This window comes from Kineococcus vitellinus (assembly GCF_009906315.1).
Taxonomy (GTDB): Bacteria; Actinomycetota; Actinomycetes; order Actinomycetales; family Kineococcaceae; genus Kineococcus; species Kineococcus vitellinus.
This window is the reverse complement of record NZ_JAAALL010000098.1, coordinates 1-13,902: the sequence shown is the minus strand read 5'-3', so window position 1 is coordinate 13,902 and position 13,902 is coordinate 1. Positions and strand designations below refer to the sequence as shown.

Annotated in this window: 12 protein-coding genes; 7 read left to right on the top strand and 5 right to left on the bottom strand. The window is 76.1% G+C overall.

Annotation, left to right across the window (positions count from 1 at the left end; genetic code table 11):
- Window positions 1-269: 269 nt before the first annotated feature.
- Together GTQ99_RS10675 and GTQ99_RS10670 are read left to right on the top strand one after the other, a co-directional pair.
- Window positions 270-776: an inorganic diphosphatase gene (locus GTQ99_RS10675; RefSeq protein ID WP_166615716.1), complete on the top strand. Its 507-nt coding sequence runs from the start codon at window positions 270-272 to the stop codon at window positions 774-776.
- A gap of 171 nt (window positions 777-947) precedes the next feature.
- Entirely contained in the window at window positions 948-1,400 is a 453-nt protein-coding gene (locus GTQ99_RS10670; RefSeq protein WP_166615713.1) for a MerR family transcriptional regulator, read from the top strand.
- Window positions 1,401-1,428: 28 nt separating this feature from the next.
- Here GTQ99_RS10670 and GTQ99_RS10665 read toward each other — a convergent pair whose 3' ends face one another.
- Window positions 1,429-2,289: an SMP-30/gluconolactonase/LRE family protein gene (locus GTQ99_RS10665; protein WP_338074906.1), complete on the bottom strand. Its 861-nt coding sequence runs from the start codon at window positions 2,287-2,289 to the stop codon at window positions 1,429-1,431.
- A gap of 142 nt (window positions 2,290-2,431) precedes the next feature.
- On the opposite strand from GTQ99_RS10665, the gene GTQ99_RS10660 reads away from it, so the two are divergent.
- Window positions 2,432-4,171: a putative bifunctional diguanylate cyclase/phosphodiesterase gene (locus GTQ99_RS10660; RefSeq protein ID WP_166615711.1), complete on the top strand. Its 1,740-nt coding sequence runs from the start codon at window positions 2,432-2,434 to the stop codon at window positions 4,169-4,171.
- Window positions 4,172-4,186: 15 nt separating this feature from the next.
- Here GTQ99_RS10660 and GTQ99_RS26850 read toward each other — a convergent pair whose 3' ends face one another.
- Window positions 4,187-4,885, bottom strand: coding sequence for a response regulator (locus GTQ99_RS26850; RefSeq protein ID WP_166615710.1), 699 nt, complete (start codon window positions 4,883-4,885; stop codon window positions 4,187-4,189).
- Window positions 4,882-6,540 carry an ATP-binding protein gene (locus GTQ99_RS10650; RefSeq protein WP_205707211.1) on the bottom strand — a complete coding sequence of 553 codons (1,659 nt, stop codon included), beginning with the start codon at window positions 6,538-6,540 and terminating at the stop codon, window positions 4,882-4,884. The genes GTQ99_RS26850 and GTQ99_RS10650 overlap by 4 nt, the downstream gene beginning before the upstream one ends.
- An 87-nt stretch (window positions 6,541-6,627) precedes the next feature.
- On the opposite strand from GTQ99_RS10650, the gene GTQ99_RS10645 reads away from it, so the two are divergent.
- The 4 genes from GTQ99_RS10645 to GTQ99_RS10630 all read left to right on the top strand — a co-directional run bounded on the left by GTQ99_RS10645 (window position 6,628) and on the right by GTQ99_RS10630 (window position 11,249).
- On the top strand, window positions 6,628-8,007 hold the full coding sequence (locus tag GTQ99_RS10645) for a cation:dicarboxylate symporter family transporter (RefSeq protein ID WP_166615708.1): 1,380 nt from the start codon (window positions 6,628-6,630) through the stop codon (window positions 8,005-8,007).
- A 253-nt stretch (window positions 8,008-8,260) separates the two neighbouring features.
- Complete coding sequence (locus tag GTQ99_RS10640; RefSeq protein ID WP_166615707.1) at window positions 8,261-9,244, top strand: globin domain-containing protein; 984 nt, start codon at window positions 8,261-8,263, stop codon at window positions 9,242-9,244.
- Between the two features lie 80 nt (window positions 9,245-9,324).
- Window positions 9,325-10,467 carry a globin domain-containing protein gene (locus GTQ99_RS10635; RefSeq protein WP_166615706.1) on the top strand — a complete coding sequence of 381 codons (1,143 nt, stop codon included), beginning with the start codon at window positions 9,325-9,327 and terminating at the stop codon, window positions 10,465-10,467.
- Window positions 10,464-11,249, top strand: a complete 786-nt coding sequence (locus GTQ99_RS10630) for a DivIVA domain-containing protein (RefSeq protein ID WP_166615705.1) — start codon at window positions 10,464-10,466, stop codon at window positions 11,247-11,249. Before GTQ99_RS10635 ends, GTQ99_RS10630 begins: the two co-directional genes overlap by 4 nt.
- A gap of 12 nt (window positions 11,250-11,261) precedes the next feature.
- On the opposite strand, the gene metX is transcribed toward GTQ99_RS10630, so the two are convergent.
- Both metX and GTQ99_RS10620 read right to left on the bottom strand, forming a co-directional pair.
- Window positions 11,262-12,452, bottom strand: a complete 1,191-nt coding sequence (gene metX, locus GTQ99_RS10625) for a homoserine O-acetyltransferase MetX (protein WP_420814544.1) — start codon at window positions 12,450-12,452, stop codon at window positions 11,262-11,264.
- 107 nt (window positions 12,453-12,559) lie between these two features.
- Window positions 12,560-13,816: a bifunctional o-acetylhomoserine/o-acetylserine sulfhydrylase gene (locus tag GTQ99_RS10620; protein WP_166615714.1), complete on the bottom strand. Its 1,257-nt coding sequence runs from the start codon at window positions 13,814-13,816 to the stop codon at window positions 12,560-12,562.
- Window positions 13,817-13,902 lie beyond the last annotated feature (86 nt).

Sequence of the window (13,902 nt, the reverse complement as noted above, 5' to 3'; positions counted from 1 at the left end):
GTCGTCAGCGGGCCGGGGACGGCGCCGGCGGCGTCGAGGCCGGCGTAGCCGGCCGCGAGAGCGGCGGCGGCCGCGAACCCGGCCGCGGCGAGGACGGCTCTGCGCACCGCTCCGGCTCCCCCGTCCACGTCTGCTCCCGCCCGCCCCGCGGTGGTCCGTGGGTGGCGGCCTGCGCGACACTAGCGCGGACCGCCGGCCGGGAGACCCCCGGCGGGCCGCACAGGGACGGGGTCGCCAGGCCCCGCGAGAGGAGCCACGTGAGCACCCCGATCGAGTTCGACGCGACCATCGAGATCCCCAAGGGTCAGCGCAACAAGTACGAGGTCGACCACGAGACCGGGCGCATCCGCCTGGACCGCATGCTGTTCACCTCCACGCGCTACCCGCACGACTACGGGTTCATCGAGGGCACCCTCGGCGAGGACGGCGACCCGCTGGACGTCCTGGTGATCCTCGAGGAGCCGACGTTCCCCGGCTGCCTGATCACCTGCCGCGCCATCGGCATGTTCCACATGCGCGACGAGGCGGGCGGGGACGACAAGGTCCTCGCCGTCCCGGCGGGCGACCCGCGCTGGGAGAAGATCCAGGACCTCGAGGACATCAGCGAGTTCGACCGCCTGGAGATCCAGCACTTCTTCGAGACCTACAAGGACCTCGAGCCCGGCAAGAGCGTCGAGGGCGCCAACTGGTCCGGCCGCGACGAGGCGGAGAAGGAGATCAGGGCGTCCTACGAGCGCGCCGAGGGCACCTCGTACGAGGCCGGCGCCGGTCACTGACCCGCCGCGCGTCCGCACGGGTGGCCGCACCGGTGGCCGCACCGGTGGCCGCACCGGTGGCCGCACGGGTGGTGGCGGCCCGCGGGAGGGGACCGGCGGGCGGTGCGGCCGTTACGATCGACCGTCGTGCCGCCGCCGGGGCGCAGCACACCCGTCTCGGAGGAGGTGTCCGTGTCCGCGTCCGGGCTCATGCAGATCGGCGAGGTCGTCGAACGGGTCGGCTACAGCTTCCGCACCATCCGCTACTACGACGAGATGGGCCTGGTCAGCCCGGCCCACCGCAGTCCCGGCGGCTTCCGCCTCTACTCCGAGATGGACGTCTACCGGCTGCTCATCCTCAAGCGGATGAAGCCCCTGGACTTCTCCCTGGACGAGATGCGCGAGCTGCTGTCGGTGCTGGACGCCCTCGACGGCCGCGTCCCCTCCGACACCCCGCGCGAGGAGCTGTTCGCCAGGCTCGACGAGTTCCGCGCGGCAGCCGACGCCCGCGTCGGGAAGCTGCGCGAGCGGCTGATGATGGCCGAGGAGTTCGCGCAGCGGCTGCGCGACGAGGCCGCCGGGCGCACCGACGGCGGCTCCCCGGCCCCCGAGCCGCCCGTGCGGGTGGAGACCCCGGCCTCCTGACCCGGGCCTCTGACCGTGCCCCGCCGGCTCAGCCCGCGAACGGCAGGACCGGCAGGCCCCGCACGCCCGGCACGTGGCGGAAGACGCTGCCCGCGGCCGGGTCGTCGTCGTCCTCGAGGTTCTCGCGCGAGGTGGTGATGAACAGCTCGCTCAGGTCCTCGCCGCCGAAGGTGCACGCGGTGACCTGGCGGGCACCGACCTCCACGACGGCGTCCAGCGTCCCGTCGGGGGCGTAGCGGCGGACCGCCGAGCCGCCGAACAGGGCCGTCCACACGCCGCCCTCGGCGTCCACGCACAGCCCGTCGGGGCGGTTGACGCCGGCGCCCTCGTCGACCTGCGCGAACGGCCGGCGGTCCACCAGCCCGCCCTCGCGGGAGTAGTCGAAGACGTCGGTGCGGCCGGTCTGGGTGTCGTTGTAGTAGGCCAGGGTGCCGTCGGGGCTGAAGCCGAGGCCGTTGGAGATCGTCACGCCCTCCAGGACCGTCGTCACCGACCCGTCGGGGTCCAGGCGGAACAGCGTGCCGCGGCCCTCGGTCCCCCCGTAGGCCATGGAGCCCGCGTAGAAGCGGCCGTCGGGGTCGCAGCCGCCCTCGTTCATGCGGACGCCCGCGTCGGCGCTCCACAGCTCCGGCAGCGGGTTGAGCGTGCCGTCGGCGTCCTCGAGCAGGAAGCCGCGCTCGACGGCGACGACCGCCCCGCCGCGGGTGCGCGGGCGCACGATCGCGGCGACCTCGCCGTAGTGCCGCCGGCTCGTCGAGCCGTCCGCGGCGAGGGTGAGGACGTCGCCCTCGGTCATGTCCACGAACCTCAGGCCGCCCCACGTCGGCGACCAGCACGGCCCCTCGCCGTGGTGGACGATCCTGTCGGTGATGCGCTCCGCTGCTGCCACGGGAGCGACCCTAGGCCCCGGCCGCCGCGTTGCGCCGCCCGGGTGGCGCCTCCGCGCCGACCTCCAGACGAGCGCCGCCCGCGCCGACCCCTGGAGGGTGTTCCGCTCCCCGGCAGCCCCGACCCTGGCCACGCCACGGGTCATGGGGCTGACGGCCGGCACCTTCTTCGTGGCGGGCGGGGCCGCGGCGCTCGCGGTCATCCTCGCCGCGCACTTCCCCGACGGCCACGACCGGCTGGTGCTGCTGGCCCTGGCCGGCACGGCCGTGCTCACCGGCGCCGGGCTGCTCGTGGCCGGGCGGCGGCTGCCGCGGCTGGCCTACCACGCGGTGCTGCTGCTGGGGACGCTGCTCATCACCCTCGCCGTGCCGCTGTGCCCGACGACGGTCACGGCGCTGGCGATCTCCACGGTGTACGTCCTCGTCGCCGTGGACGTCATGTTCTTCTTCCCCTGGCAGCACGGCAGCGCCCACCTGGCGGTGCTGTTCGCCGCGGCCTCCTGGGCACTGTGCGACCGCGAGGGCGTCACGACCGGGGTGGGGGTGGCGATGGGCGTCGTCTGCCTCGTCGTCGCCACCGTCACCGCGCTGCTCGTGCGGATCGCCTCCGACGCCAGCCACGACGGCCTCACCGGCCTGCTCAACCGGCGCGGCTTCGACGTCGCCCTCGACGCGGCGGTCGCCGCCGGGCGCACGGCGCCGCTGTCGGCGGCGCTGCTGGACGTCGACCACTTCAAGACCGTCAACGACGGCGGCGGCCACGGCGCCGGGGACGCGCTGCTGCAGCGCATCGCCGACCAGTGCGCCGCGGCGCTGCCCGCCGACGCCGTGCTGGCCCGCTACGGCGGCGACGAGTTCGCCCTGCTGCTGCCCGGTCACGACGGGCGGGCGGCGCTCGCGGCCGTGGAGCGGCTGCGCACCCGGGCGCACGGCGCGGGGCTGTCGGCCGGCGTCGCCCAGCTCTGCGCCGGCGAGAGCGGCGCCGACCTCGTGCGCCGCGCGGACACCGCCCTCTACGCGGCCAAGGCCGGCGGGCGCGGGCGTTCGCGCCTGGACGACCTGGACAGCGTCGAGCTGGCCCGCGACCTCGCGCGGGCCGTCGCCGACGGCCAGGTGCGCGCCTGGTTCCAGCCCGTGGTCTCCCCCGCCAGCGGCGGCCTCGTCGGCGTCGAGGCGCTGGCGCGCTGGACGCACCCGGTGCGCGGCGCCGTCCCGCCCCTGGAGTTCGTGCCGGTCGCCGAGAGCACCGGGCTCATCGCGCAGCTGGGCCGCGCCGTGATGGTCGACGCCTGCCGCAGCGCCCGGGTGCTGCGCGACGCCCGGGGGCGCGACCTGCTGCTGACCGTCAACGTCTCCGGCCGGGAGCTGACGGCGCGCGGCTACGCCGACTCCGTCCTGGAGGTCTGCCGGGCCACCGGCTGGCCCGCGGACCTGCTCGTCGTGGAGGTCACCGAGAGCCTGCTCGACGGCTCCTCGGGCGCGGCGCTGCAGGCGCTGGAGGAGCTGCGCGGGCACGGCGTCGGCGTGGCCATCGACGACTTCGGCACGGGCTACTCCTCCTTCAGCCGCCTGGACACCCTGCCGGCGGACTACCTCAAGCTGGACTCGGGCTTCATCGCGGAGATCACCACCTCCCCCCGGCGGGCCGGGATGCTCGCGGCGCTGCTGTCGCTGGCCCGCTCGCTGGGGCTGCAGGTGGTCGCCGAGGGCGTGGAGACCGACGAGCAGGCGGAGCTGCTCGTCGGTCTCGGCTGCCCGCTGGCGCAGGGCTGGCTGTTCGGGCGGCCCGTGCCGCCGGCCGACCTGGCCGAGCTCGCCGGCGCCCGCGAGGCCGCACCGCCCGCGCTGCTGCCGCCGCACGAGCTCAGCTCCCCGGCGCGCTGAGCCCGGCACCACCCCTCACAGCGCCGGCGTCGGCAGGTACGCCAGCTCCGGGCGCCCCGAACCGCCGTAGCGCGGTTCGCGCCGCACCCGCCCCGCCGCCGTCAGGTGCTCCAGGTAGCGGCGGGCGCTGACCCGGGACAGGCCGGTGGCCCCGGCGACCTCGGCGGCCGACAAGCCGGCGGAGGCCGGCGCCTCGCGCAGCGCGGTCACGACCGCCTGCAGGGTGGGGGCCGCCACGCCGCGACCGGGGGCGGCGGAGGTGCGCAGCTGCGCGAGCGCCTCGTCGATGGCGTGCTGGTCGATGCCGTGCTCGCCGGCGGCGGCCGCCACGTCGGCGCGGAAGCGGGCGTAGGCGCGCAGCCGGTCGGCCAGCGCCGCCGCCGTGAACGGCTTGAGCAGGTACTGCACGACCCCCATCGACAGCGACTGGCGCACCACGGCCGGGTCGCGGGCGGCGGTGACCGCGATGACGTCGGCGGGCACGGCCGCGGCCCGCAGCGCGCGCAGCACCTGCAGGCCGCCGACGTCGGGCAGGGTCATGTCGAGCAGGACGAGGTCGACGGGCGCGTCGGCGCCGGCCGCGCCGACGGCGGCCAGCGCCTCGCGGCCGGAGTGCACGGCGGCGACGACGCTGAAGCCGGGCACGCCGGCGACGACCTCGGCGTGCCCGGCCGCCAGCAGCGGGTCGTCCTCGACGACGAGCACCCGGATCACGCCGGCACCTGCCCGGCCGTGCGGGCCGCCCCCGGCGCGCCCGCGGCGGGCGGGCCGGGCGGGGGGACGGGGAGGGTGACGACGATCGTGCCGCCGCCGTCGTCGAGGGTCACCGGCTCCTCGACGGCGATCGTGCCGCCGTGGCGGCGGACCACCTGGCCGACCAGGGCCAGCCCCAGCCCGTGCGCGCCCTCGGGGGCCAGCCGGTGCTCCTTGCGCGACCAGCCGCGCTGCATCGCCCGCTCCAGCCAGCCGGCCGGCAGGCCCTCGCCGGAGTCGGTGACGCGCACCCGCACCGCTGCGGCATCGGCGGTGGTGCGCACCCGCACCCAGCGCGGGGGCGCACCGGCCAGCGCGGCCTCGACGGCGTTGTCGACGAGGTTGCCGACGACCGTGACGAGGTCGCGCGCCGGCAGCAGGCCCTCGGCCAGCGCGGTGTCCGGCTCCACCTCCAGCTCGACGCCGCGCTCGGCCGCCTGCGCGGACTTGCCGATGAGCAGGGCCGCGACGGCCGGGTCGGCGACGTCGGCGACGACGAGGTCGGTGAGCTGCTGGGCGGCGGCCAGCTCGGCGGTGGCGAAGGCGACGGCCTGCTGCGCCAGGCCCCGCTCGACGAGGGTGACGACGACGTGCAGCCGGTTGGCGGCCTCGTGGGCCTGCGAGCGCAGCGCCTCGGCCAGGCCCCGGACGGCGTCGAGGTCGCGGGTGAGGGCCTGCAGCTCGGTGTGGTCGCGCAGGGTGATGACGGTGCCGACGCGCCGGCCCTCCCAGCGGGCGTCGCGGCGGCTGACGACGAGCACGCGGTCCTCGGTGACCTGCACGTCGTCGACGACGTCCTCGCCGGCGGTGGCCAGCCGCTGCACGGCCGGGGGCAGCACGAGCGCGCCGTCGGCGCCGGCCGGCAGCAACCGGCGCGCCTCGTCGTTGGCGACCTGCACCCGGCCGGCGGCGTCGAGGACGACGAGCCCCTCGCGCAGCGAGTGCAGGACGGCGTCGTTGACCTCCCACAGCCGGGTCAGGTCGGCCGGCTCCAGGCCGTGGGTGCGCCGGCGCACCCAGCGCGAGAGCGCGAAGCTGCCCGCGACGGCCACCGCGACGGCCAGCGCCAGCGCGGTCAGCAGCACCGGCAGCCGGGCGAGCAGGTCCGCGGTCACCGAGCGCGTGGTGACGCCGACGGCGACGGCGCCGACGACCCGCCCGCCGTCGTCGCGCACCGGCAGCACCGCGCGCACGGACTCCCCCAGCGTGCCGGTGTAGGTCTCCACGACCCGCCCGCCGGCGAAGGCGGCCCCGGTGTGGCCCAGGAAGCGGCGGCCGATCTGCGCGGGGTCGGGGTGCGACCAGCGGACGCGGTCGCGGTCCATGACGGTGACGAAGTCCACGCCCGTGGCGGTGCGGACGTCCTCGGCGTGCCGGGCGACCGCGGCGCGGGCGCCGGCCAGCGCCGGGTCGGTGGTGCCCCCGGGCACGGCCAGGCCGTCGCGGACGTCGGGGGCGGTGGCCAGCGAGGCGGCGACGTCCGCGACGAGCGCGGCCGCGTCGCGGCGGGTGTCCTCGCGCAGCTGCCACACGAGCGCGGTGGTGGCGCCGCCGACGACGACCGACAGGACGAGCAGCTGCAGCACGAGCACCCTGGAGGCCAGGGTCCAGTGCACGAAACGACCAGAAGGACGTGCGGCGGGTCCCGGTGTGAGCACCATCACCTCCAGCAGGACGTTCCCCGAAGCTTCCGAGAGGGTCCCATGAGCACAGGCGCTCAGAACGCACCGTCGGCGGGCACCGCCGCACGGGGTCGCGACCGCACCCACTTCCTCTACATCGCCGTCATCGTGGCGGTGGCGCTCGGCATCGCCGTCGGCCTGGTCTTCCCGGAGGCCGGCACGGCGCTGAAGCCGCTGGGCGACGGCTTCGTCGGCCTCGTCAAGATGATGATCTCCCCGATCATCTTCTGCACGATCGTGCTGGGCATCGGTTCGGTGCGCAAGGCCGCCCAGGTCGGCCGGGTCGGCGGGACGGCGCTGCTCTACTTCGTCGTCATGTCGACGTTCGCGCTGGCCATCGGCCTCGTCGTCGGCAACCTGCTGCCGGTCACGGACCTGGAGCTGACCGACGAGCTGCGCGGCGTCGGGGCCGAGCGCGCCGAGCTGGCCGAGGAGTCCGGCGGCACGGTCGACTTCCTGCTGGGGATCATCCCGACCTCGCTGCCGTCGGCGCTGACCGACGGCTCGGTGCTGGAGACGCTGTTCGTCGCGCTGCTCGTGGGCTTCGCGATCCAGGGCCTGGGCACGACCGGCGAGCGGGCGCTGACCGCGATCGAGGCGATCCAGAAGATCGTCTTCAAGGTCCTCGCGATGGTCATGTGGGTCGCCCCGATCGGCGCCTTCGGCGCGATCGCGGCGGTCGTCGGCGAGACGGGCGTGGACGCCCTCAAGGCGCTCGGCATCGTCATGCTCGGCTTCTACGCCACGTGCGCCCTGTTCATCCTCGTGGTGCTGGGCGTGCTGCTGAAGGTCGTCACGAAGATCTCGATCTTCTCGCTGCTGCGCTACGTGGCGCGCGAGATCCTGCTCATCGTCTCGACGTCCAGCTCCGAGACGGCGCTGCCGCGCCTCATCGCCAAGATGGAGCACCTGGGCGTCAGCCGCTCCACCGTCGGCATCGTCGTCCCGACGGGGTACTCCTTCAACCTCGACGGCACCGCCATCTACCTGACGATGGCCTCGCTGTTCATCGCCAACTCCCTGGGCGACCCGCTGTCGGTCTCCGAGCAGGTCTCGCTGCTCGTCTTCATGATCATCGCCTCCAAGGGCGCCGCCGGCGTCTCCGGCGCCGGCCTGGCCACGCTGGCCGGCGGGCTCGCCTCGCACAAGCCCGCCCTGCTGGACGGCGTCGGGCTCATCGTCGGCATCGACCGGTTCATGTCCGAGGCGCGCGCGGTGACGAACTTCATCGGCAACACGGTCGGCACCCTGGTCATCGGCACCTGGACCCACCAGGTCGACCGGGCGCGGGTCGAGCAGGTCCTGGCCGGCCGGGCCCCCTTCGACGAGCGGACGATGGACCCCACGCACGGCTCCGTCGACGCGCGCACCGACGAGCGGGTCGCGGCCACGACGCCCTGACCGCTGCCCCACGAGACCGCTCCACGACCCGCCCCCGGCGCCCGCGCACCGGGGGCGGCTCGCGTCCACCACCCGTTCGCCAGCCGAGCGTCATGTGGCGATCACGCTGCGCAGCGATTCGGGACGAGTTCCCCGATCCGCCTTCACGGACCGGGGGTGGCTGCGTACGCTCCGGCGCACCAGCCGTCCACACGAGGGAGTGCGGGATGCCGTCGTCCGCGCCAGCACGCACCACGCCCACCGGCGGTGCGCGGTGCTCCTGACCACCCACGAGGCCATCGACGCGGCGGCGCGGTTCACGCCCGCCCGCCGGGCCGGCTACAGCCAGTCCGAGGTGGACGCCTTCGTCGCCGCGGTGCGCGAGAGCGTCCAGGTGCTGACGAGCGAGCTCTCCAGCTCGCGCAACGCCCGCTTCGAGCTGGAGAGCCGCCTGGCCTCGGGCCCGCAGCCGGGCGGGGGCGGCGAGGGGCCCGCCGTGCACGTGCAGGCGGCCCGGCTGCTGGAGATCGCCCAGCGCACCGCCGACACCGCGGTGGCCGAGGCGCGCGAGATCGCGACCCGCCTGGTCGCCGACGCCGAGCGGCGGGCCGCGGCCCTGGAGGCGGCCGCCCGGGAGCGGGTGGAGGCGCTCGAGCGGGCCGGCCGCGAGCAGCAGGAGCGCCTGCGGGGCGAGATCGAGCTCCTGGAGACCTCGCGGGCCGACGCGCGGGCGCACGTGGACGAGCTCGGCGCGCTGCTCGCGGACGTGCTGGAGCGCACGGCACCGGACGACGCCCCGCCGCCGCCCCCCGAGGAGCCGGCCAGCGCGGCGCGACAGGCCGACGAACCCGCCGCCGACGGCGGCGGCAGCCACGACGAAGGGGTTCCCGTGTCCATCTACGAGCAGCTGGGTCGCGAGCAGGGCATCGGCACCGCGGTGCAGGAGTTCTACGAGCGCGTGGTGGCCGACCCCCAGCTGGCCCCGTACTTCGCCGGCACGGACATGACCGCCCTGCGCCGGCACCAGACGGCCCTGCTCGTGCAGGTCACCGGCGGCCCGGTGCGCTACGAGGGGCGCGACCTGGCCCAGGCGCACGCCGGCCTGGCCATCTCCCCCGACGACTTCGACCGCGTGGTGACCCACCTCGCCGGCACGCTCACCGACCTGGGCGTGGAGAGCGCCGTCGTCGAGCAGGTCGGCGCGGCCCTCGGCGCCCACCGCGAGGAGATCGTCCAGCGCACCGTCGCCGTGGAGTGAGCGCCCTGCGCCGCCCGACACCGGTCCGCAGCAGCCCGCAGCCCGCAGCCGCCCCGCCCCACCAGCCGCCGAGGAGAGCCGTGGACGTCGCAAGGATGCGGCGGAACTTCGCCAAGGCCGCAGCGGCCGGGGACGAGGCTCCGCTGTTCTTCTACTCGCACCTGTTCCTGAGCCACCCGCAGACGCGGGACCTCTTCCCGGTCTCGATGATGCACCAGCGCGACAGGCTCTTCCGCGCCCTCGGGCAGGTCGTCGCGCTCGTGGACGACCTGGACGCGCTGGTGCCGGTGCTGCAGGGGCTGGGGCGCGACCACCGCAAGTTCGGCACGGTCGCCGCGCACTACCCCGCCGTGGGGGCGAGCCTGCTGGCCACGCTGGAGCACTTCGACGACGAGTGGGACGCCGCCCTGGCCGCGGACTGGGCGGCGGCCTACGGCATCGTCGCCCAGGTCATGGTGGAAGCCGCCGAGGAGGCGTCCTCGGCCCCCGCCTGGTGGGAGGCCGACGTGCTCTCCTGCGAGCGGCGCACCATCGACGTCACGGTCCTGCAGCTGCGGCCCCGCGTCGAGCTGCCCTTCCGGGCCGGCCAGTCGATCTCCGTGGAGACCGCGCTGCGGCCGCGGCTGTGGCGCTACTACGCCGTGGCGAACGCCCCGCGCCCCGACGGGGTGCTGGAGCTGCACGTGCAGGCGCACGACGGCGGGCCCGTCAGCTCGGCGCTGGCGCGGCAGGTGGCGCCCGGCGACGTGCTGCGGCTGGGACCGCCCATCGGCACCTCCACCCTGCCCCCGGGCTCCGACCGCGACCTGCTGCTGGTCGCCGACGGGACCGGGCTGGCGCCCCTGAAGGCCCTGCTCGACGAGGTGGCCCGGCAGGGGCCGGTGCGGCGGGTGGACCTCTTCCTCGGGGCCCGCACCGAGGCGGAGCTGTACGACCTGCCCGCCCTGCACGACCTGCGGGAGAAGCACCCGTGGCTCACCGTCACCGCGGTCGTCTCCGACGACGACCGGGCGGGCTCGGCCGAGCAGGGGGAGCTGACCGACGTCCTGACCACCCGCGGCCCGTGGACCAGCCGCGAGGTCTTCGTGGCCGGGTCGGGTCCGGTGGTGCGGCAGGTCGGCTCGGCGCTCGCCGCCCAGGGCCTGCCGCCGGAGCGGCTGCACGTGGAGGCCTTCAGCCCCAGCCGACCAGGACCCACCGTGGAAGGGAAGGTGTCCGCATGAGCAGCGACCAGGACAGGGTCGAGACGGAGTGGCGGCTCACCCCCGCCGCCGTGCACGGCGTCCGCTTCAGCCGCGCGAGCCGGGTGCACCCCGGGTACGCGGACACCGAGGTCGACGCCTTCCGCGGACGGGTCGAGCTGGAGCTGCAGCGCCTGACGGCGGAGAAGGCGGAGCTGCGCGAGCAGGTGCACGCCCTGCGCCGGTCGGTCGAGGCCCACCGGGCCGACGCCGAGGCGGCCTCCGCGCGCGAGGCGCCGGCCCAGGAGGAGGTGCCGGTCCAGGCCGTGCACATCCTGGCCGCGGCCCAGCAGACGGCCGACCAGTACGTCGCCGAGGCGGAGGACTTCAGCCGCCGCATCGCCGGCGAGGCCCGCGAGCACTACGAGCAGGTGGTGCAGCAGGCGCGCGCCGAGGCCGACACCGTCCTGCGGGAGGCGGCGTCCCTGGCCGCCGTCGCCCGCGAGGCCGTGCCCGCGCCGGCGCAGGAGGCCCGCGACGTCCAGGAGGAGGTGGCCTACCTCAAGGCCTTCGGCCAGGCCTGCCGGACGCAGCTGCGCTCCTACCTGGAGGCGCTGCTCGACGACGTGGAGCACGAGTGGGGCCGCGCCGACCCGCAGGCGGTCGCCGCCCGCACCCACCGCTCCCCCGGGGAGGTCCGGGCCGGCGCGACGACCGGCGCGGCGGCGAACGGGACGGGCGGGGCCAACGGCACGGGCGCCGACCGCGCCGATCGCGACGACCCGCCGGTCGAGGCCGGCGTGGTCGTCGACGTGCGCAGGTAGCCCGGGCGGGGGTCAGCGCGCGCCGAGGGCGAGGACCTCGGTGACCAGCGGCGCGATCTGGTCGGCCTCCAGCAGGAACCCGTCGTGGCCGGCCGTGGAGGTGACCACCCGCAGGCCGCCCACGGTGGCCGGCGCGCCCTCGGCGATGCGCACCGAGTCCGCCAGCGGGTAGAGCCGGTCGGAGTCGACGGCGGCGACGACGAGCGGGACCTCGACGGCGGCCAGGGCGGCCTCCGTCCCGCCGCGCCCCAGCCCGACGTCCCACGTGTTGAGCGCGTCGGTGAGCGCGACGTAGCTGCCGGCGTCGAAGCGGCGCACGAGCTTGTCGGCGTGGTGGTCCAGGTAGGACTGCACGGCGTAGCGGCCCGGGGCGAGCGCCGAGAGCGGGTCCTCCCCCAGCTGCGCGGCCCGCCCGAAGCGCGCATCGAGCTCGGCGGCCGTGCGGTAGGTCAGGTGCGCCAGCCGGCGCGCCAGCCCCAGGCCGGCGTGCGGGCCGTGCCCGTCGGGCAGGTCGTGGTAGTCCCCGCCGTGCCAGCCGGGGTCGCCGAGGACGGCGGTGATCTGCGCGCTCTGGGCGCCGATCTGGTCGGCGCCGGTGGCCGCGGTGCTCGCCAGCACGAGCGCGGCCCCGACCCGCGAGGGCTGCGCGGCCGCCCACTCCAGCGAGCGCATGCCGCCCATCGACCCGCCGAGGACGGCGGCGAAGCGCGCCACGCCCAGCGCGTCGGCCAGCCGGGCCTCGGCGGCGACCTGGTCGGCGACGGTGATGCGGGGGAAGGCCGAGCCCCACGCCCGCGCCGAACCGGGCCGGCGCGAGGCGGGGCCGGTGCTGCCCTGGCAGCCGCCGAGCACGTTGGCGGCGACGACGAACCAGCGGTCGGTGTCCAGCGCCCTGCCGGGCCCGACGAGCGCGGACCACCACCCGGGCGTGGGGTGGCCCTCGCCGGCCTCGCCGACGACGTGCGCGTCACCGGTGAGGGCGTGCTCGACGAGGACGGCGTTGGAGCCGTCGGGCGCCGGCCGCCCCCACGTCTCGTACGCGAGGCGGACCTGCGGCAGGACGCCGCCGAGCTGCAGCGGCAGGTCGCCGACGTCGGCGAAGCGCCGCCGCCCGACCGGGTCCCCCTCGCGCCAGGCCCCGGTGGCGGGCGGCGGCGCCGGCGCCAGGGCGCGCGCCACCTGCCCGGGCACCTCCCGCGCCACCTCCTGCGCGCTCGCCTGCCGCGCGCTCACCCGCTGCGCGCCCACGTCGTCGACCACCACTCCCCGCACGATGCCTGCCTGCTCCGGCCCCCAGTGTCCCCCGGCGCTCAGGCGGACGCGGCGGCGAAGCCGACCTCGAGGTCGGCGAGGACGTCCTCGATCGCCTCCAGGCCCACGGCGAGGCGGACCAGGCCCGGGGTGACGCCCGCGGCGAGCTGCTGCTCGGGCGTCAGCTGGCTGTGGGTGGTGGAGGCGGGGTGGATGACCAGCGAGCGGACGTCGCCGATGTTGGCGACGTGGCTGTGCAGCACGAGCGCGTCGACGAACCTCTTGCCCGCGTCCACGCCGCCGGCGATCTCGAAGGCCAGCACCGCGCCGGGGCCCCTGGGGGCGTACTTGCGCTGCTGGGCGTGCCAGGGCGAGCCCGGCAGCGCGGCGTAGTTGACGGACAGCACGTCCTCGCGGGCGTCGAGCCACTCGGCGACGCGCCGCGCGTTGGCCACGTGGCGCTCCACGCGCAGCGACAGCGTCTCCAGGCCCTGGGCGATGAGGAAGGCGTTGAAGGGCGCGACGGCCGGGCCGAGGTCGCGCAGCAGCTGCACGCGCAGCTTGGTGAGGTAGGCGGCCGGGCCGACGGCGTCGGTGAAGACGACCCCGTGGTAGCTGGGGTCGGGGGTGGTCAGCCCCGGGAAGCGGCCCGAGGCCGCCCAGTCGAAGCGGCCGGAGTCGACGACGACGCCCGCCACGGAGGTGCCGTGCCCGCCGAGGTACTTCGTCGCCGAGTGCACGACGACGTCGGCGCCGTGCTCGAAGGGGCGCACCAGGTACGGGGTGGCGATCGTGTTGTCGACCACGAGCGGCACGCCGGCCTCGTGGGCCGCGCCGGCGACGGCCTCGATGTCGAGCACGTCGCCGGCGGGGTTGGAGATCGTCTCGGCGTAGAAGAGCTTGGTCTCCGGGCGCACCGCCGCGGCCCAGGAGGCCGGGTCGTCGGGGTCGGCCACGAAGCCGACGGTGATGCCCATCTTGGGCAGCGTGTGGTGGAACAGGTTGTACGTGCCGCCGTACAGGCGGGGGCTGGAGACGACGTGGTCCCCGGCGGAGGCGATGTTGAGGATCGCCAGGGTCTCGGCGGCCTGGCCGGAGGCCACGAGCAGCGCGCCGATGCCGCCCTCGAGCGCGGCGATGCGCTGCTCGACGACGTCCTGGGTGGGGTTCATGATCCGCGTGTAGATGTTGCCCGCCTCGGCGAGGCCGAACAGCGCGGCGGCGTGGTCGGAGTCGCGGAAGGCGTAGCTGGTCGTCTGGTAGATCGGCAGCGCCCGCGCGCCCGTCGTCGGGTCCGGCGACTGGCCGGCGTGGATCTGGAGCGTCTCGAAGCTCCAGCGCGACGGGTCGTTGGCGGGGACGTCGGCGGGGACGTCGGCGGGCGTGCTCGCGGGGGTGGCGT

Bases quoted from the DNA above. Each gene is read 5' to 3' on its own strand.
- GTQ99_RS10660 (WP_166615711.1), top strand. From the start codon at position 2,432: ATGGGGCTGACGGCCGGCACCTTCTTCGTGGCGGGCGGGGCCGCGGCG.
- GTQ99_RS10630 (WP_166615705.1), top strand. From the start codon at position 10,464: ATGAGCAGCGACCAGGACAGGGTCGAGACGGAGTGGCGGCTCACCCCC.
- GTQ99_RS10645 (WP_166615708.1), top strand. From the start codon at position 6,628: ATGAGCACAGGCGCTCAGAACGCACCGTCGGCGGGCACCGCCGCACGG.